General features: G+C 67.4%; 18 protein-coding genes. 14 read left to right on the top strand and 4 right to left on the bottom strand.

Annotation, left to right across the window (positions count from 1 at the left end; all coding sequences use genetic code 11):
- Positions 1-294 precede the first annotated feature (294 nt).
- Complete coding sequence (gene aceB / locus ACWH43_RS05800; protein WP_158443573.1) at positions 295-1,902, top strand: malate synthase A; 1,608 nt, start codon at positions 295-297, stop codon at positions 1,900-1,902.
- Between the two features lie 64 nt (positions 1,903-1,966).
- Here aceB and ACWH43_RS05795 read toward each other — a convergent pair whose 3' ends face one another.
- From ACWH43_RS05795 to ACWH43_RS05785, 3 genes are read right to left on the bottom strand one after another with little or no spacing between them, the layout of a single operon-like run.
- Entirely contained in the window at positions 1,967-2,128 is a 162-nt protein-coding gene (locus tag ACWH43_RS05795; protein WP_260349558.1) for a hypothetical protein, read from the bottom strand.
- 48 nt (positions 2,129-2,176) lie between these two features.
- Positions 2,177-3,118 (bottom strand): dihydrodipicolinate synthase family protein, encoded by a 942-nt coding sequence (locus ACWH43_RS05790; protein ID WP_158443574.1) that lies wholly within the window; start codon positions 3,116-3,118, stop codon positions 2,177-2,179.
- Between the two features lie 9 nt (positions 3,119-3,127).
- Complete coding sequence (locus ACWH43_RS05785; RefSeq protein ID WP_260349555.1) at positions 3,128-3,337, bottom strand: hypothetical protein; 210 nt, start codon at positions 3,335-3,337, stop codon at positions 3,128-3,130.
- Between the two features lie 175 nt (positions 3,338-3,512).
- Here ACWH43_RS05785 and ACWH43_RS05780 point away from each other — a divergent pair, with 175 nt between their 5' ends.
- The 10 genes from ACWH43_RS05780 to ACWH43_RS05735 all read left to right on the top strand — a co-directional run bounded on the left by ACWH43_RS05780 (position 3,513) and on the right by ACWH43_RS05735 (position 12,825).
- Positions 3,513-4,550: a DUF3616 domain-containing protein gene (locus tag ACWH43_RS05780; protein ID WP_158443576.1), complete on the top strand. Its 1,038-nt coding sequence runs from the start codon at positions 3,513-3,515 to the stop codon at positions 4,548-4,550.
- A 16-nt stretch (positions 4,551-4,566) separates the two neighbouring features.
- Complete coding sequence (locus ACWH43_RS05775) at positions 4,567-5,130, top strand: NUDIX hydrolase (RefSeq protein ID WP_260349553.1); 564 nt, start codon at positions 4,567-4,569, stop codon at positions 5,128-5,130.
- A 184-nt stretch (positions 5,131-5,314) separates the two neighbouring features.
- The gene (locus ACWH43_RS05770; protein WP_158443578.1) at positions 5,315-6,229 is read left to right on the top strand and encodes a hypothetical protein; all 915 of its coding nucleotides are present in this window, start codon (positions 5,315-5,317) and stop codon (positions 6,227-6,229) included.
- 157 nt (positions 6,230-6,386) lie between these two features.
- Complete coding sequence (locus tag ACWH43_RS05765) at positions 6,387-7,589, top strand: cytochrome P450 (protein ID WP_158443579.1); 1,203 nt, start codon at positions 6,387-6,389, stop codon at positions 7,587-7,589.
- 19 nt (positions 7,590-7,608) lie between these two features.
- Complete coding sequence (locus ACWH43_RS05760; protein ID WP_158443580.1) at positions 7,609-8,577, top strand: PDR/VanB family oxidoreductase; 969 nt, start codon at positions 7,609-7,611, stop codon at positions 8,575-8,577.
- 277 nt (positions 8,578-8,854) lie between these two features.
- Complete coding sequence (locus ACWH43_RS05755) at positions 8,855-9,139, top strand: metal-sensing transcriptional repressor (RefSeq protein ID WP_158443581.1); 285 nt, start codon at positions 8,855-8,857, stop codon at positions 9,137-9,139.
- A 25-nt stretch (positions 9,140-9,164) separates the two neighbouring features.
- On the top strand, positions 9,165-10,277 hold the full coding sequence (locus tag ACWH43_RS05750; protein WP_158443582.1) for an S-(hydroxymethyl)glutathione dehydrogenase/class III alcohol dehydrogenase: 1,113 nt from the start codon (positions 9,165-9,167) through the stop codon (positions 10,275-10,277).
- Between the two features lie 210 nt (positions 10,278-10,487).
- The gene (gene fghA / locus ACWH43_RS05745; protein ID WP_158443583.1) at positions 10,488-11,324 is read left to right on the top strand and encodes an S-formylglutathione hydrolase; all 837 of its coding nucleotides are present in this window, start codon (positions 10,488-10,490) and stop codon (positions 11,322-11,324) included.
- 68 nt (positions 11,325-11,392) lie between these two features.
- Positions 11,393-11,800 carry a low affinity iron permease family protein gene (locus ACWH43_RS05740; RefSeq protein WP_158443584.1) on the top strand — a complete coding sequence of 136 codons (408 nt, stop codon included), beginning with the start codon at positions 11,393-11,395 and terminating at the stop codon, positions 11,798-11,800.
- A 155-nt stretch (positions 11,801-11,955) separates the two neighbouring features.
- Positions 11,956-12,825 carry an outer membrane protein gene (locus tag ACWH43_RS05735; protein ID WP_158443585.1) on the top strand — a complete coding sequence of 290 codons (870 nt, stop codon included), beginning with the start codon at positions 11,956-11,958 and terminating at the stop codon, positions 12,823-12,825.
- A 138-nt stretch (positions 12,826-12,963) separates the two neighbouring features.
- Here ACWH43_RS05735 and gpmI read toward each other — a convergent pair whose 3' ends face one another.
- Positions 12,964-14,478, bottom strand: a complete 1,515-nt coding sequence (gene gpmI / locus ACWH43_RS05730) for a 2,3-bisphosphoglycerate-independent phosphoglycerate mutase (protein WP_260349552.1) — start codon at positions 14,476-14,478, stop codon at positions 12,964-12,966.
- Between the two features lie 116 nt (positions 14,479-14,594).
- On the opposite strand from gpmI, the gene ACWH43_RS05725 reads away from it, so the two are divergent.
- The 3 genes from ACWH43_RS05725 to ACWH43_RS05715 all read left to right on the top strand — a co-directional run bounded on the left by ACWH43_RS05725 (position 14,595) and on the right by ACWH43_RS05715 (position 17,873).
- Positions 14,595-15,365 (top strand): haloacid dehalogenase type II, encoded by a 771-nt coding sequence (locus ACWH43_RS05725; protein ID WP_158443586.1) that lies wholly within the window; start codon positions 14,595-14,597, stop codon positions 15,363-15,365.
- Positions 15,362-16,048, top strand: coding sequence for a glutathione S-transferase family protein (locus ACWH43_RS05720; protein WP_260349551.1), 687 nt, complete (start codon positions 15,362-15,364; stop codon positions 16,046-16,048). The genes ACWH43_RS05725 and ACWH43_RS05720 overlap by 4 nt, the downstream gene beginning before the upstream one ends.
- 151 nt (positions 16,049-16,199) lie before the next feature.
- On the top strand, positions 16,200-17,873 hold the full coding sequence (locus ACWH43_RS05715; protein ID WP_158443588.1) for a formate--tetrahydrofolate ligase: 1,674 nt from the start codon (positions 16,200-16,202) through the stop codon (positions 17,871-17,873).
- The last annotated feature ends 3 nt before the right edge of the window (positions 17,874-17,876 follow it).

The following is a 17,876-nucleotide window of genomic DNA, read 5'->3' as shown; positions in this document are numbered from 1 at the left end:
CCCGGGCCGAATGGGCGCATTCGACCGGCCGAGCCTTGGAGGCCGGAGCTTACAAATTGCTAAAACCGATTTCAGGAAATCGGGCCTATCGGTTGGTTTTGATCGAAAAAATCCTGACCTAACGTCACATTGATTTAAGAGAGCCACCAGACACAACCAGTACGTGCATTATCGGCCGGCCTTGGCCGGTCAGGCGATAATTGCAATTTTGGAAAAAGTGATCGTCACTTTTTGGGATTTCGGAACAACTGGATTCGGGCGAGCATCCTCCCAGCCTTTTCAGGAGGAAGCCTCATGTCCGACACCCCTTTGCTCGATCTGCCGCGCGGCGTCGTCGTCAAGGGCGCGCTCGCACCCCGCTATGACGAAATCCTCAGCCGCGACGCCCTCGCCTTCGTCGCCGATCTGCACCGCCGCTTCAACGAGACGCGCAAGCGCCTGCTCGCGCTCCGCGCCGAGCGCCAGAAGCGCTTCGACGCCGGCGAGACGCCCGATTTCCTCGCCGAGACCAGGCATATCCGCGAAGGCGACTGGACCGTCGCGCCGATCCCGGCCGACCTCCAGGACCGCCGCGTCGAGATCACCGGCCCGGTCGACCGCAAGATGATCGTCAACGCGCTGAACTCGGGCGCCAAGGTCTTCATGGCCGATTTCGAGGACGCCTCCTCGCCGGTCTGGGCCAACATGGTCGAGGGCCAGCTCAACCTGAAGGACCGCTGGGCCAACAGGATCGACTTCACCGACCCGAACAACGGCAAGGACTACAAGCTCGGCGCCAAGCCCGCCGTGCTGATCATCCGCCCGCGCGGCTGGCATCTGCCGGAGCGGCACATCGAGATCGACGGCGAGGAGGCCTCGGGCTCGCTGGTCGATTTCGGCCTCTATGTCTTCCACAACGCCAGGGCGGCGCTGGCGGCGGGCTCGGGCCCCTATTTCTACCTGCCCAAGCTGGAGAGCCATCTCGAGGCAAGGCTCTGGAACGACGTCTTCGTAGCGGCCCAGTCCGCGCTCGGCCTGAAGACCGGCACGATCAAGGCGACCGTGCTGATCGAGACCCTGCCGGCCGCCTTCGAGATGGACGAGATCCTCTACGAATTGCGCGAGCACATGGCCGGCCTGAACTGTGGCCGCTGGGACTACATCTTCTCCTTCATCAAGAAGCTCGCCCGCAACAGGGCCTATATCCTGCCCGACCGCTCGCAGGTGGTGATGTCGAAGGCGTTCCTGCGCGCCTATTCGCTGCTGCTGATCAAGACCTGCCACCGGCGCGGCGCCTTCGCCATGGGCGGCATGGCGGCGCAGATCCCGGTCAAGAACAACCCGCAGGCCAATGCCGCGGCCTTCGCCAAGGTCAAGGCCGACAAGGAGCGCGAGGCCGGCGACGGCCATGACGGCACCTGGGTCGCCCATCCCGACCTCGTCCCGGTCGCGATGGAGGTGTTCGACCGGCTGATGCCGCAGGCGAACCAGCTCGACAAGAAGCGTGACGATGTCAGCATCGGCACGAAGGACCTGCTGGAGGTCCATCAGGGCACGCGCACCGAGGAAGGCTTCCGCGAGAACATCCGCGTCGGCGTGCAGTATATCGAGGCCTGGCTGCGCGGCCGCGGCGCGGTGCCGATCTACAACATGATGGAGGACGCCGCGACCGCCGAGATCAGCCGCGCCCAGATCTGGCAGTTCGTCCAGTACGGCGTCGAACTGGAAGGCGGGATCAAGGCCGACGCGGCGCTGTTCAAGCGCTGCCTGCCGGAGGAGATGGCGCGGGTGAGGAACGAGCTCGGCGCGGAGACCTACGACAAGGGCCGCTTCCCCGAGGCGATCGCCCTGTTCGAGCAGCTCTCGCTGGCGCCGAACTTCGAGGACTTCCTCACCGTGCCGGCCTACGCCAAGCTGGGCTGATCCCGGCTTCGGATCGACGATCCTAAGGGCGCCGCGGCGACGCGGCGCCCTTTCGTTCGCGCGGTCAGTGCAGATGCCACCAGACCCGCGCGCCGATGAGGACCGCGAGCAGGACGACCGAGCCGAACAGATGCAGCAGGTCGGCCTTCCAGCCCCCCGCCGAGACGCGGGGAAGGGAGCGGTAGATCGCCTCCCGGCGGCGGCGATAGGTCCCGATCGTGGTCATGGAAACCTCCATCCGGTTTGCAGCGAGCGTGACAGCGCCGCTGCGGGTTCAGGCGTGGCGGGTCGTCGCCGCGACATGGCGCGCCGCCTTCGTCGCCATGCCGGCGAGCGGATGCGGCAGGTCCTCGATGGCATCGCACAGCAGGGGCAGGCAGTCCGGGTGTGGCGGCGCGAGCGGCGCGCGGCAGGCCGCGCCGACCTCCGGATGCAGCATCGACAGGGCGAGCTTGATCAGGACCGGGTCGGGCTCGCGCGCCAGCAGGTCGAGCAGCGGGACGAGCCGACGCTGCAGGATCTGCGCCTGGCCGTAGAATTCGGAGCGGGCCGCGCTCTCCAGCCGCGCCAGCCAATGCGGCGCGAGATTGCCGACGCTGGTGATCGCGCCGCAGCCGCCGGCGAGCAGATAGGCCGGGATGGTGTCGGCCGCGCCGGTCAAGCGCATGAAGCGGCGGTCGCGCATGCGGGCGATCCGGTCGCAGCGGGCGAGATCGCCCCGCCACTCCAGGATGCCGACGATGTTGGCGGCGCCTTCCAGCTTCACCAGCGTCTCCGCCGCGATCTCGACGCCGCAGCGGTCCGGATCGTTGTCGAGGATGATCTCGAGCCCGGTCGCCTCGGCCGCCGCCAGCGCATGGGCTGCGAGTCCCGCCTGCGTCGGGCGGTTGTAATAGGGCATGCGCAGCAGCAGGGCCGAGGCGCCGGCCTTCTCGGCGGCGGCGATCTCGGCCACCGTCCCCGCGGTGGAATAGCTGCCGACGGCAGCGATCACCGGGTAATGCCGCCCGGCGATGCGGCGGGCGGCGGCGCAGAGCGCTTCCCGTTCGGAACCGCTCAGCGTCGGACTCTCGCCCGTCGCGGTGCCGACCACGATGCCGTCGGCGCCCTGCGCGATCTGCCAGAGAATGAGGCGTTCGAGCGCGCCGTAATCGATCGCGTCCTCGTCGAAGGGCGTGACCAGCGCGGTGAACATGCCGTGCAGCCAGTGGTTCATGGCCTCGCCTCAGAGCAGCGAGAGCGTCTTGGCGGTCACGCGGACCGCGCGCGCCCGATGTCCGGTCTCGAACACGGCATAGCGCAGCGCGGCAACGCGATCGCAGAAGATGCCGCCGCCGCGGCCATGGGTCTCGACGGCGAGCCAGTGGCCTTCCGCGTCGCGCCCGATCAGGAACTGGAGCGGAGCGCCGAAGGATTTGCGAGGGATACTGAACATCATCCTGTTTCCCGAACGGCCTCCAAGGGCCGCCCCGACAAGCTAGGAGCGACGCCATAGGGGTTCGAGACGGGTCGAGGGGCGGGAACATCAAGATCTCATAGGGATCGCGCGCGCTTTGACATCCACCCGCCGCGCGCGCTCAATCCGCGCCCCTTCCTTCGGATTCGCCCTGATGCGGTACCGCCTCTTCGCCACGCTGATCGCCACGAGCCTGCTGGGCCCATCCTTGACCCAGGCCGCGACGCTCGCCCCGGAACAGCGCTTCAGGACAACCGGCGACTTCACCGGCAAGAAGCCAGGCCGGGCGGCCTACGACGTCAGCGGCCTCGCCTGCATGCCGGTCGCCAACGGCGCCCGACGCTGCCTGCTGATCAATGACGAGAGCGCCTTCGCCCAGTTCGCCGAGATCGCCGAGAACCGGATCACGCCCGGCGCCGCCGTGCCGCTCATCGGCAAGGAGGCTTCGCCCTCGGTGCTCGGCACCGCGCCGCGGGATATCTGCAAAACCGCCGGGCGCTTCGCCGAGCTCGACGGCGAGGCCGTCGCCTATGCCGACGGCGCCTTCTATGTCGCCGGCTCGCATGGCTGCTCGCGCAGGCGCGGCGAGTTCAGGCTCTCGGCCTTCCACCTCGCGCGCATCCGCGTCGACGCCGCCGGCGCCCCGGCCGGCCAGGCCGAACTGACCTACCGGCTCAGCGACATGCTGCGCCGGGCTGGCGAGGCCGGCGCCTTCTTCGGCAGGAGCCTGCTCGATGACAACGGCCTCAATGTCGAAGGCATCGCCGCCATCGGCGACACGCTCTGGGTCGGCCTGCGCGCGCCGTCGCTCGGGGGGCGCGCCTTCCTCGTCGGCGCCTCGCTGCGGGAGCTGTTCGCGCCCGGCCATGCGCCGGCGACCGCGGCCCCGCGGGTGATCGCGCTGCCGGCCGGGCCGGATCGCGGCATCCGCGACCTCGCGCCGCTGCCGGGCGACCGCCTGCTCGCGCTGATCGGCCCCGCCCAGGAGCAGCCGCTCCCTTATTCGCTGCTGCTGGTCGACCTCGCCAGGCCCGATGCCGCGGCCGATCTCGGCGAATTGCCCGGGCGCCGCCACGCCAAGGCCGAATCCCTGACCGTGCTGGCGCAGCAGGACGGCGCGCTCGACGTGCTCGTCGGCTATGACGGCCCGCGCAACGGCCATTTCGAATCCTATCGCCTGCAACTGCCCTGAAAGATCGATACGAACCATGGATTTCATGCCCCGCCTGGCCGAGACCGTCGCGCGCTACCGCACGGAGGTCGCAGGGTCACGCGAACATCTCTCGCTGCTGCGCTGGCAGATCGAGCAGGGCCACGCGCTCGACCGGCGCGAGACCTTTCCCGGCCACGTCACCACCAGCGCCTTCGTGCTCTCGCCCGACCATGCCCGCATCCTGCTGATCGACCATGTCGTGATCGGCCGCTGGCTCCAGCCCGGCGGCCATTGGGAGGAGGCGGAGCGGTTCCACGCCTCGGCGGCGCGCGAGGCGGTGGAGGAGACCGGTGTGCAGGACCTCGCGCTCCATCCCTGGCATGGCGACGGCGACGTCCCCTTCGCGATCGACAGCCACGACGTGCCGGGCAAGCCGGCGCGCGGCGAGCCGGACCATGTCCATCACGACCTGCAATATCTCTTCCTGGCCGATCCCGCCCGGCCGCTGGTCGCGCAGGTCGAGGAGGTTCACGCCGCCGCCTGGAAGCCGGTCGAGGAGCTGGCGGCCATTGCCCCGCGCGCCCTGGCGCGGATCGCCATGCTGGCTCTTCCGGGCTGAAGACCGCCGCCTTTTTGGCGCGTTCCAATCTGTTGTGGCGGCGCAACATGTAACATGATCTCTCGTCGAAGCCTGCTTCCCCTCTTCCGCCGGGCGCCCCGGCTGCTGCAAGCTGCGCTGCGTGCGGCCTGCCCGGCGCGAATGGCCCGACCGGGTCCGAGGACCGCCCAACGGAATGGCGCCCATGTCGCTTGCTTCGACGCTTTGGAAATATGGCGCCCTCGGTCTCCTCGCCGCCTCGGCCGGCCCGGCGACGGCCGCCGACCTGCCCTCGCGCAAGGGCGCCCCCGCCGCGCCGGCGCCGGTCGTCTCCCGCTGCGCCGAGAGCGAGGGCATCCCGACCGACGCTTTCGGCTTCACCACCGGCTCGGACGTGGCCGAGGTCGGCTCCTTCGGGCCCAGCCTCACCTATAATGGCGGCTTCGGCACCCGGGTCGGCACCTCCAACGGCCACGGCCTGACATTGCAGGGCTCCTACGGGCTGTTCCCCTGCGCCGAGATCGGCCCCTATCTGCTCGGCGGCTTCACCCGTGCCTCGGCCGGCGGCGTCAGCGCCGACGAGCGCGACTTCGGCGCCGGCGTCGAGATGAAATATCGCCTGCTCGGCCGCGACATGCACGGGATCGGGTTGACGCTCGTCATCGATCCGAGCGTCACCCGCGCCGACCCGGACGGCGCCGGCCGCTTCACCACCTACAACACCGGCATCCGCCTCTTCGCCGATGCGACGTTGATCCCGAACACGCTCCATGCCGCGGTCAACCTCTCGCAGGACCTGACCTGGACCGGCCCCTCGCCCTATCAGCGCTCCTCGACCCTCACCGTCGCGGGCTCGCTCGCCTGGCAGGTGCAGGAAGGGCTCTATCTCAGCGGCGAGGTGCGCCATCTGCGCGCGCATAACGAGCTCGGATTCGGCAAGGAGGCCGGCTACGCCACCTATGTCGGCCCCGGCGTCTACTGGCAGGCCAACAAGCAATGGGCGATCTCGGCCGTCTGGAACATCCAGGTCGCCGGCAAGGCGAAGGGCGAGCCCGGCAATCTCGACCTGACGAACTTCAACCGCCACCTCCTCAAGGTGAAGCTCGGCTACAGCTTCTGAAGCATGGTGCGGGCAACCGACTCGTCGATCGTCGATTAAAAAGAGCAGATTATAAATTTATCGAATTAACTCGTCTTGTCCGATCGGTTTCACGGCATAACGTTGCCACCAAGCTGACATTCACTTCAGCAGGCCTCCAAAAGGGGAACGGAAAGCAATGGCCGCCGGACCCGTCTCCGATATCGACCTCTTCGACGATGGCGTGATCGCGAACCCATATGAGGAATACCGGAAACTTCGCGATCTCGGCGCCGCCGTCTGGCTGCCTCGACACGGCGTCTGGTGTATTCCGCGCTATGCCGATGTGAAGCGCGTTCTCTCGGATTACAGGACTTTCACGACCTCGAAGGGCGTCGCGATAGACCCGGCCGTCAACGAAGCGACGTCGGGGCCCGGACGCGCGAACTCACTGACCAGCGATCCGCCGCTGCATGATGAAATTCGAAAGGTGACCGGCGCTCCGCTTACGCCGCGTGCCCTCACGGCGATCAAGGATCAGATCGAGGCGACCGCGCGCGAGCTGGTGGAAGATATCTGCCGGCGGGGCGAGGTGGATGGCATGGCCGACGTGGCGCATGTCTTGCCGCTGACCATCGTCTCCGAGATGGTGGGGCTCCCCGAAGAGGGGCGCAAATCCATGCTGCGATGGGCCGCGGCGACGTTCAACGCCATGGGCCCGATGAACGAGCTCGGCGCAACGGCTTTGCCGCAGATCCGCGAGCTCCATCAGTTCTGCATCAACGACGCGGTTCCCGGCAAGCTGAAGGCCGACGGCTGGGCCGATCGCATCTATCAGGCCGCGGCGCGCGGCGAAATTCCCGTACAGCAATGCCCCGGCATGATGCGCGAATATATCGGCCCCAGTCTGGACACGACGATTTTCGCGACGGGCCATCTGCTTCGCCTGCTCGGCGAGAACCCGGATCAGTGGCGACTTCTCCAGGACGATCGCTCGCTGTTGCCCGGCGCCATCAATGAAGCGCTTCGCATCGAATCGCCGATAAGGCTGTTCAGCCGCTACGTCCGCGCCGAAGCGGTCTTTGAAGACATTGCCATTCCGGCAGGCGAGCGGCTTCTCGTGCTTTATGCCTCGGCCAACCGCGATGACCGAAAATGGCATGACCCGGAACGGTTCGACATCACCCGCAAGAATACGGACCATGTCGCTTTCGGGTTTGGCGTGCACACGTGCGCCGGCATGCACCTCGCCAAGCTCGAGATTACGTCGCTGATGAACGCGATGCTTGATCGGATCGAACGCTTCGAGGTCGGCCAGCCGGTCATTTCCAGAAACAACACACTACGCGGCTATGACCGCTTGCCGATGACGATCTATCCGATCGCCCGTCACGCGGCCTAACGCCAGGGAGCGACCATTCATGGCCGAAAGGACCGGAGCCGGCGAATGGCAGCGTGTCAAAATCGTCGATCGCGTTCAGGAATCCGAACGCATCATCTCTCTTGAGCTTGTTGCCGTCGACGGCGGGGAACTCGCTCCTTTCGATGCCGGCGCGCATATCGATGTCAGGCTCGATGGGAATATCGTCCGTCAATATTCGCTGCTGAATGACCCCGGGGAACGCCATCGATACCGGCTTGGCGTTCTTCGAGAGGAAGCGTCGCGCGGGGGATCGGAGGCGATCCATCGCCTGGTTGTCGGCGACGAACTCGATGTGTCATGCCCTCGCAACCACTTCGCGCTCCATGCGAGCGCCGAAACCGTCCTGCTGATTGCCGGAGGCGTCGGCGTCACCCCGATCATGGCGATGGGGCATCAACTTCATCGGGACGGCATCCCGTTCACGATGCATTACTGCGTCCGAAACGAGGCTTGCGCCGCATTTGCGCAGGAGCTGAGCGAGAGTCCCTTCGGACACAACGTCCACCTTCATATCGATAGCGGACCGCCGGAGCAGCGTTTCGTCGCGATGGACGCCGTCCGGAACGTGACTCCCGGGTCGCATCTGTACATCTGCGGCCCGGGCGGTTTCATCGACCACGTCGCGAAAATGGCCGCGTTCGCGGGCTGGTCCGGCGAGCAGATCCACTCCGAGCGCTTCACGGCTGCGCCGCTGGCGGCCGAGTCCTTCACGGTAGTCGCCCAGCAGAGTGGCATCGAGGTCTTGATCCGGCCCGGCCAGCGGATTTCGGAGGCTCTTCTGGAAGCCGGTGTTCCCATCGAAATGTCCTGCGAGGCAGGCGTTTGCGGCACATGCTACACGCGCGTCATCGAGGGCGAGCCGGACCATAAGGACAGCTTTCAGACCGCAGCGGAGCGGGCTTCGAACGAAGGAATTGCGATCTGCTGCTCCGGCTCCAAATCGGCGCGGCTGGTGCTGGATATTTGATCCAGGGCTTCTGACCCTTCCGATCGAGAATAGCCGGGGCGCTCGGTTGCGACTCCCCGATCTGTCGCGGAAGAGCAAGTCTGCGACGCATCCGCGTTGACACCCCGTGTCCGGGCAGGGCCAAGCGTCAGCCAGGCGATCTCGACCTCACCAATTTCAACCAGCAGCGGCGACGCTACCGCTCTTTCGTTTCAGACCCGCCCCGGCGTTGACAGGCGCCGGCCCGGTGGACTAGCAGCAAGGCAAGCGAGATACTCCCTCCCAGTATAGGGACCGCATGCCGCACCATCCCGAGGACAAGCGACGCGCCGTCACGCGGCTGCGCCGGATCAGGGGCCAGGCCGACGCCCTGATCCTCGCCATCGAGCGCGGCGAGGAATGCGGCGCGCTGCTCCAGCAGCTCGCCGCGCTGCGCGGCGCCGCGACCGGGCTGATGGCCGAGGTGCTCGAAATGCATCTGCGCGAGACGCTCCAGGACGCAAGCCCGGCCGGCGAGGCTGCCGGCGACGATCCCGACCGGGTCGCGGGCGTCATGCGCGTCATCCGCCCCTATCTGAAATGACCGATCGCAAGGAAAGGAACAGCCCATGAAGACCCGCGCCGCCGTCGCCTGGGAAGCCGGCAAGCCGCTCACCATCGAGACCGTCGAGATCGGTGCGCCGAAGGCCGGCGAGGTGCTGGTCGAGGTCATGGCGACCGGCATCTGCCACACCGACGCCTACACGCTCTCCGGGCTCGATTCCGAAGGCAAGTTCCCGGCGATCCTCGGCCATGAGGGCGCCGGCATCGTGCGCGAGGTCGGCGCCGGCGTGACGACGCTGAAGCCGGGCGACCACGTCATCCCGCTCTACACGCCGGAATGCCGCAACTGTAAGTCCTGCCTGTCGCGCCGGACCAATCTCTGCACCGCGATCCGCTCGACCCAGGGCCAGGGCGTGATGCCCGATGGAACGAGCCGCTTCTCCTGCGAGGGCGGCGAGGTGTTCCACTATATGGGCTGCTCGACCTTCGCGAACTTCACCGTCCTGCCCGAGATCGCGCTGGCCAAGGTCCGCGAGGACGCGCCCTTCGACAAGATCTGCTATATCGGCTGCGGCGTGACCACCGGCATCGGCGCGGTGATCTACACGGCGAAAGTCTGGCCCGGCGCCAATGTCGTGGTCTTTGGTCTCGGCGGCATCGGCCTCAACGTCATCCAGGGCGCCCGCATGGTCGGCGCCGACAGGATCATCGGCGTCGACATCAACCCGGCCAAGCAGGAGATGGCGAAGAAGTTCGGCATGACCGACTTCATCAACCCGAGCGAGATCGGCAACGACAAGGTGGTGCAGGCGATCGTCGACCTGACCGGCGGCGGCGCCGATTTCTCCTTCGACGCCACCGGCAACACCAACGTCATGCGCCAGGCGCTGGAATGCTGCCATCGCGGCTGGGGCGAATCGATCGTCATCGGCGTCGCCGAGGCCGGCAAGGAGATCGCGACCCGCCCCTTCCAGCTCGTCACCGGCCGCGTCTGGAAGGGCACCGCCTTCGGCGGCGCGCGCGGGCGCACCGACGTGCCGAAGATCGTCGACTGGTACATGGAGGGCAAGATCAACATCGACGACCTGATCACCCACAAGCTGAAGCTGGAGGAGATCAACCACGGCTTCGACCTGATGCATGAGGGCAAGTCGATCAGGAGCGTCGTGGTCTACTGAGGCGCCGTTCCACCGCCTCATTCGGCGGGCACTGAAGCACGACCTTTGTCATTCCGGGGCAGTGCGAAGCGCTGAACCCGGAACCCACGACCGGGTATGGCGCTTGAACAAACCGACCGGGCAAGCCCTCGCCCGGTCGCGGGTTCCGGGTTCGGCCTTCGGCCGCCCCGGAATGACGGGCGTCGTGCCAAACCTCTGAAGGAACCGCCCATGGAACTCCTCTCCGCCTCCAAGGCCTTCGGCGGCTCGCAGCGCGTCTACCGGCATGACAGCGCCGCCTGCGCCTGCCCGATGAGCTTCGCGATCTACCTGCCGCATCAGGCGGAGGAAGGGCCGGTGCCGGTGCTGTGGTACCTTTCCGGCCTGACCTGCACCCACCAGAACGTCATGGACAAGGGCGAGTACCGCGCCGCCGCCGCCGCCAACGGCATCGCCATCATCTGCCCGGATACGAGCCCGCGCGGCGAGGGCGTGCCGGACGAGCCGGAGAACTGGCAGTTCGGCTCCGGCGCCGGCTTCTATCTCGACGCGACGCAGGAGCCCTATGCGAAGAACTACCGCATGGAGAGCTATATCCGCGACGAGCTGCCGGAGCTGGCGGCCAAGAACTTCCCGCTCGACATGGGCCGGCAGGGCATCTTCGGCCATTCCATGGGCGGCCATGGCGCGATCACGCTGGCGCTGAAAAACCCCGGGCGCTACCGCTCCGTTTCCGCCTTCGCGCCGATCACCCAGCCTTCGACGGCGGGCTGGTCGCGCCCGGCCTTCGAGAAATATCTCGGTCCCGACGAGGCCGCCTGGCGGGCCTATGATTCGACCCTGCTGATCGCCGACGGGCACCGCGTCCGGGAGCTGCTGGTCGACCAGGGCAGCGCCGACGGCTTCCTCGAGGAGGGCCTGCGTCCGCAATTGCTGGAGGTCGCCTGCGCCGCGGCCGGCATTCCGCTGCAGCTTGCGCTGCGGGAGGGTTACGACCACTCCTACAACTTCGTCTCGACCTTCATGGCCCAGCACATCGCCTGGCACGCCGAGCGCCTTTTCGCCTGAGGCCCGACGGAACGGCCCTCCCCGCCCCGCGTTGAAGCTGTCACAGCCTCGACCCGCACGGGGGGATCATGCCGAAGACACCCAGGCGGCGCCTGCCGCAGAGCGACCGCTCCTTCTTCACCCGGCTGTCCCAGCACGTCTCGCACTGGGCCGGCAAGCCGCAGACCTTCTTCGCGGCGATGGTCCTGATCGTGATCTGGGCGCTGTCGGGGCCGTTCTTCGGCTACAACGACACCTGGCAGCTCGTCATCAACACCTCGACGACGATCGTCACCTTCCTGATGGTCTTCATCATCCAGAACAGCCAGAACCGCGACACCGCCGCGATGCAGATCAAGCTCGACGAGCTGATCCTGAAGCTGGAGGGCGCGCGCGAGGAGCTGCTCGATCTCGAGGAGCTCGACGAGGAGAAGATCGAGCGCTTCCGGAACGAGTTCGAGGAGATGGCGGCCCAGGCGCGCCGGATCCTGCGATAGGGCCGCGACAGCGGAAGAACAGGCTCTTTCAACGAACGGTAAGGTTAGCGGTTAAGGTTAAGTCTCACTTAACGAATTGCTGGCATCGTCCTGCCCAACGGTAACTGCGCGGGGCTGCGTCCTCGTCCCGCGCGCAAAAGCAAAGGACCCCTGCCATGGGCAGCCTGAAATCCATCGCGCTGGGGAGCGCCCTGGCCCTCGGCGCTTCCATGGCGGCCCATGCCGCGGATCTCGGCGGCTACCCGCCGCCGCCCCCGCCCGAGCCGCCTATTCTGAAAGGCACGATCACCAGCGGCATCTATCTGCGCGGCGATGTCGGCGTCGGCGTCCAGAGCATCAGCAAATACCACCAGGACGACGTCGCGCAATATGGCGGCAGCTTCTTCGGCAAGAGCGACAATTCGGTCTTCTTCGCCGGCCTCGGCATCGGCTACCGCTTCAACAACTGGCTGCGCTTCGACGTGACCGGCGAGTATCGCGGCTCCTCGTCGATCGGGGTGAACGACATCGTCTACAACCCGTTCAACAACGGCTACCAGACCAACACCTACAAGGGCAACCTGACCTCGCTGGTCACCCTGTTCAACGGCTATTTCGACCTCGGCACCTGGAACTGCCTGACGCCCTATATCGGCGCGGGCATCGGCTTCACCCAGAACCGCATCACCGGCCTGACCGACCAGGGCGCCCTGCTCGGCAACTATGTCGGCCCGACGCTGGGCTACGCCAACAGCGGCACCAAGACCGGCCTCGCCTGGGCGCTGATGGCCGGCGTCGGCTACGAGGTGAACAAGAACCTCACCCTCGAGCTCGGCTACCGCTACCTCAATCTCGGCGACGCCCAGTCCGGTCGCCTCATCAACGCCTTCACCGGCCAGATCCAGGGCCCGCTCAAGGCCAAGGACATCGACAGCCACGACTTCCGCATCGGCATGCGCTGGAACTTCGGCGACCCGAACTGCTGCGGCACGCCGGAGCCCGAGCCGGTCGCCTACGCCCCGCCGCCGGTGGTGCGCAAATACTGAGGCGGACGCCTCCGAAAGGCCAGTCTTTCCGACAGGACGAAACGGCGCGGATCATCTCCGCGCCGTTTCGGTTTTGGGCCATATTCCCAGAGTTTCTTATCCGGTCCGTCCCGCGAGAATCGCCCGCGGCGGACCGCCTCAGCGCAGCAGCGACTGCCCGGTCATCTCGGCCGGCTGGGGGAGGCCCATCAGCGCGAGCAGCGTCGGCGCGATGTCGGCGAGCCGGCCTTCCGCCAGCGCCCTGGCCTCGCCGCCGATCAGGATCAGCGGCACCGGGTTGGTGGTGTGGGCGGTATGCGGCTTGCCCGTCACCGGATCGACCATCAGCTCGGCATTGCCGTGGTCGGCGGTGACGAGCAGCGCCCCGCCCTGCCGCTCTATCGCCGCCGCGATGGCGCCGAGGCCGGCATCGACCGTCTCGGCCGCCTTGATCGCCGCCGCCAGCACGCCGGTATGGCCGACCATGTCGGTATTGGCGAAGTTCAGGATGACGAGGTCGTAGCGGCCCGAATCGATCGCCTCCACCGCCTTGGCCGCGAGTTCCGGCGCCGACATCTCGGGCTGGAGGTCGTAGGTCGCGACCTTGGGCGAGGGCACCATCACGCGGTCCTCGCCCGGATAGGGCGTCTCCTCGCCGCCGTTGAAGAAATAGGTGACGTGCGGATATTTCTCGGTCTCCGCCATGCGGAGCTGCTTCAGCCCCGCCTTGGCGACCGTCTCGCCGAGGCCGTTGGCCAGCGTCTGCGGGGCGAACAGCACCGGCATCAGCCTGTCGAGCTCGGCGCTGTAGGAGGTCATGCTGACCGCCTTGACCAGCTTCGGCAGGCGCGGCCGGGCGAAACCCGAGAAATCCGGCTCCAGCACGGCGTTGAGGATCTCGCGGATCCGGTCGGAGCGGAAATTGAAGCTGAGCAGCCCGTCGCCGTCCCGCATCCCGGCATAGCCGCCGATCGCGGCCGGAACGATGAACTCGTCCGTGACCTTGCCGGCATAGGCGTCGACGATCGCCGCCTGCGCATCGGGGAAGGCGTTGCCCTGCCCCAGCACCATGGCATTCCACGCCTTCTCGACGCGCTCCCAGCGGTTGTCGCGATCCATCGCGTAATAGCGCCCCGAGACGCTGGCGATCGCCGCGCCGGCCGGCAGCGCCGCCTCGAAGGCCTTGACGGACTCGGCCGCCGATTGCGGCGGGGTGTCGCGCCCGTCGGTGAAGACATGCACCTTCACCAGCACGCCCTGCCCCGCGACGATCCTCGCCAGCGCCACGGCATGGTCCTGATGCGCATGCACGCCGCCCGGGGAGACCAGGCCGAGCAGGTGGCAGGCGCCGCCGCTCGCCTTCAGCGCGGCGACGAGCCCGCTCGCCTCCAGCGCCTTTTCGAGCGAGCCGTCGAGGATCGCCTGGTTGATCCGCGGCAGGTCCTGCATCACCACGCGGCCGGCGCCGAGATTAAGGTGCCCCACCTCGGAATTGCCCATCTGCCCCTCCGGCAGGCCGACATCGAGCCCGGAGGTGCGCAGGAAGCTGTGCGGGCAGCTCGCCCAGAAGCGGTCGAAATTCGGCGTCTTCGCCAGCCTGATCGCGTTGTTCTCGGCCTCCTCGCGCCAGCCCCAGCCATCGAGGATCATCAGCATCACGGGACGAGGCGGCATCGGCTTGACCTTCGGCATTCTGGAAAAGGGTCCCGTGCGGATACCATGCGCCGTGCCGCCGATGCGAGTGCTAAGAAGGCGGATCGGTTCAGGCCAGCCTGAGACGGAGGAGCTTCATGCCGATCAAGGCCCTGGTTTTCGACGCCTATGGGACGCTGTTCGACGTCCAGTCCGTCGCGGCCGCGACCGAGGCCGCCTTTCCCGGCCATGGCAGCGCCATCACCCAGATCTGGCGGCTGAAGCAGCTCGAATACACCTGGCTGCGCGCGCTGATGGACCGCTACGAGGATTTCTGGACGGTCACCACCGAATCCCTCGATTTCACCCTGAGGACGCTCGGCCTTGCCGCCACCCCCGAATTCCTGGCCGGGATCGCCGGAGCCTACGATGCACTGGCGCTCTACCCGGAAGCCCGCGCCGCGCTGGAAGGGCTCGCCTCCTACCGGCTCGCCATCTTCTCCAACGGCAGCCCGGCGATGCTGAAGCGCCTCGTCGCCCAGGCCGGCATCGGCGAGTTCCTGGAGACCGTGATCAGCGTCGACGAGATCGGCGTCTACAAGCCCGACCCGCGCGGCTATGCCCATGTCGAGAAGCGGCTCGGCCTGCCGCGCGACGAGATCCTCTTCGTCTCCTCCAACGGCTTCGACATCGCCGGCGCCAAGGCGCATGGCTTCGCGGTCGCGCGGATCGAGCGCGTGCCGGAGAAGGCCCTGCGCTCCGAAATCGAGAGCGCCGGCACGATCGACCCGAGCCTGATGTTCAAGGCGCTGCGGATGCAGCCGGAACGGCTTGGCTTCCATGCGGATGTGACGATTGCCGCCCTGACCGATCTCGTCTCCTATGCGGCGGACCGCCCCCAGCCCGCAACCAGCGGAAGCCCGTCATGATCAAGCTCTATTACCATCCCTCGCCCAACCCGGCGAAGGTCGCGCTTTTCCTGGAGGAAGCCGGCCTGCCCTATGAGATGGTGCCGGTCGACACCCGCAAGGGCGACCAGTTCAAGCCGGACTTCCTCGCCATCAACCCCAACGCCAAGACGCCGGCCCTGACCGACGGCGACGTCGCCGTCTTCGATTCCAACGCGATCCTGCTCTATCTCGCCGAGAAGACCGGCAGGTTCCTGCCCGAGAATACGCCAAAGGCGCGCGGCGAGATGCTGTCCTGGCTGATGTTCGTCGCCACCGGCATCGGCCCCTATTGCGGCCAGGCGGTGCATTTCAGCCGCTTCGCCCCGGAGAAGATCCCCTACGCCATCAACCGCTACGCCCGCGAGGCCGAGCGCCACTGGGGCATCGTCGACGAGCGCCTCAAGAGCCGCCCCTACATGCTCGGCGACGACTACACGCTGATCGACATGGCGGTCTGGGGCTGGGCGACGCGACTCTCCTTCGCGGTGGGGGAAAACTGGGAGAAGCTGCTGCCGAACGTGAAGCGCCACACTGAGGTGATCTCGGCCCGGCCGGCGGCGCAGCGCGCCATGGCGCTGAAGGACCGGTTCGCCTTCAAGACCGAGGTCGATGCGGACGCCCGCAAGTTCCTCTTTCCCCAGAACGCCCATCTGGCGCGGTAAGCCTTGGGGATCTTCGCGGCGGCGCGCTTCCCCTTGTGAATCGCGCCGCTCCACCGCTTGAAATCGCTGGCGGCACCGCGCCTTTCGCGCGAGTGTCGCGGCGGCCCGGCGCCGGGAGGCGCAGGCACCAGCACAGTCTCCGAGAGGACGGATGCCGACCGATATCGAGATCGCGCGCGCCGCGACGCTTCAGCCTGTTGCCGCCATCGCCGGGCGGGCCGGCATTCCCGAAGAGGCGCTCCACCCCTATGGCAAGTTCATCGCCAAGGTCGATACCGGCGCGATCCCCGGCTTCCGGGAAAAGCCGGACGGCAAGCTGATCCTGGTCACGGCGATCAGCCCGACCCCGGCCGGCGAAGGCAAGACCACCACGACGGTCGGCCTCGGCGACGGGCTCTCCCGCATCGGCAGGCGCGCGATCATCGCGCTGCGCGAGCCCTCGCTCGGCCCCAGCTTCGGCATGAAGGGCGGCGCCGCCGGCGGCGGCCATGCCCAGGTCGTGCCGATGGAGCAGATCAACCTGCACTTCACCGGCGATTTCCACGCCATCACCAGCGCGCACAACCTGCTCGCGGCGATGGTCGACAACCACATCTACTGGGGCAACGGCCTCGGCTTCGACACGCGCCATGTCGCCCTGCGCCGCGTGCTCGACATGAACGACCGGGCGCTGCGCGCGATCGTTTCCTCGCTCGGCGGCCCGGGCAACGGCTTCCCGCGCGAGGACGGCTTCGACATCACCGTCGCCTCCGAGGTGATGGCGATCTTCTGCCTCGCCAGCGACCTCGCCGATCTGGAGGCCCGCCTCGGCCGCATCGTCGTCGGCCGCACCCGCGACAGGCGCCTGATCACCGCCGCCGATCTCAGGGCAACCGGAGCGATGAGCGTGCTGCTCAAGGACGCGCTGATGCCGAACCTCGTGCAGACGCTGGAGGGCACGCCCGCCTTCGTCCATGGCGGCCCCTTCGCCAACATCGCCCATGGCTGCAATTCGGTGATCGCCACCCGCGCCGCCCTCAAGCTCGGCGACTATGTCGTCACCGAGGCCGGCTTCGGCGCCGATCTCGGCGCGGAGAAGTTCTTCGACATCAAATGCCGCAAGGCCGGGCTGAAGCCCGCCGCCGCCGTCGTCGTCGCGACGGTGCGCGCGCTCAAGATGCATGGCGGCGTCGCCAGGGACGCGCTCGGCCGCGAGAACCTCAAGGCCCTCGAGGCAGGCCTCTCCAACCTCGCCCGCCATGTCGGCAATCTCCGCAAGTTCGGCGTGCCGCCGATCGTCGCGATCAACAACTTCGCCACCGACACCGCCGCCGAGCACGAGCTGATCCGCAATTTCTGCCGCAACCATCTCGGCGCCGAGGCGGTGATCTGCCGCCATTGGGCCGAGGGCGGCGCCGGCGCCGAGGAGCTCGCCCGCAAGGTCGCCGCGCTGGCGGATGAGGGCGAGGCCGATTTCGCGCCGCTCTACCCCGACGCCATGCCGCTGCGCGAGAAGCTGGAGACGGTGGCGCGCGAGATCTACGGCGCCGAGAGCGTCAGCGTCGATGCCGGGCTCGCGGCGCGCTTCGCCGAGCTGGAGGCCGCCGGCTTCCGCGACCTGCCCGTCTGCGTCGCCAAGACCCAGTATTCCTTCTCGGCCGATCCGACGCTGCGCGGCGCGCCCAGCGGCCATATCGTGCCCTTGCGGGAGCTCAGGCTCTCGGCCGGCGCCGGCTTCGTCGTGGCGATCTGCGGGGACATCATGACCATGCCGGGCCTGCCGCGCGAGCCCGCCGCCGAGCGCATCCACATCGATGCGCAGGGCCATATCGAAGGGCTGTCCTAGGCT

It is taken from the genome of Allobosea minatitlanensis (genome assembly GCF_964020775.1).
This window is presented reverse-complemented; position numbering and strand designations above follow the sequence as displayed.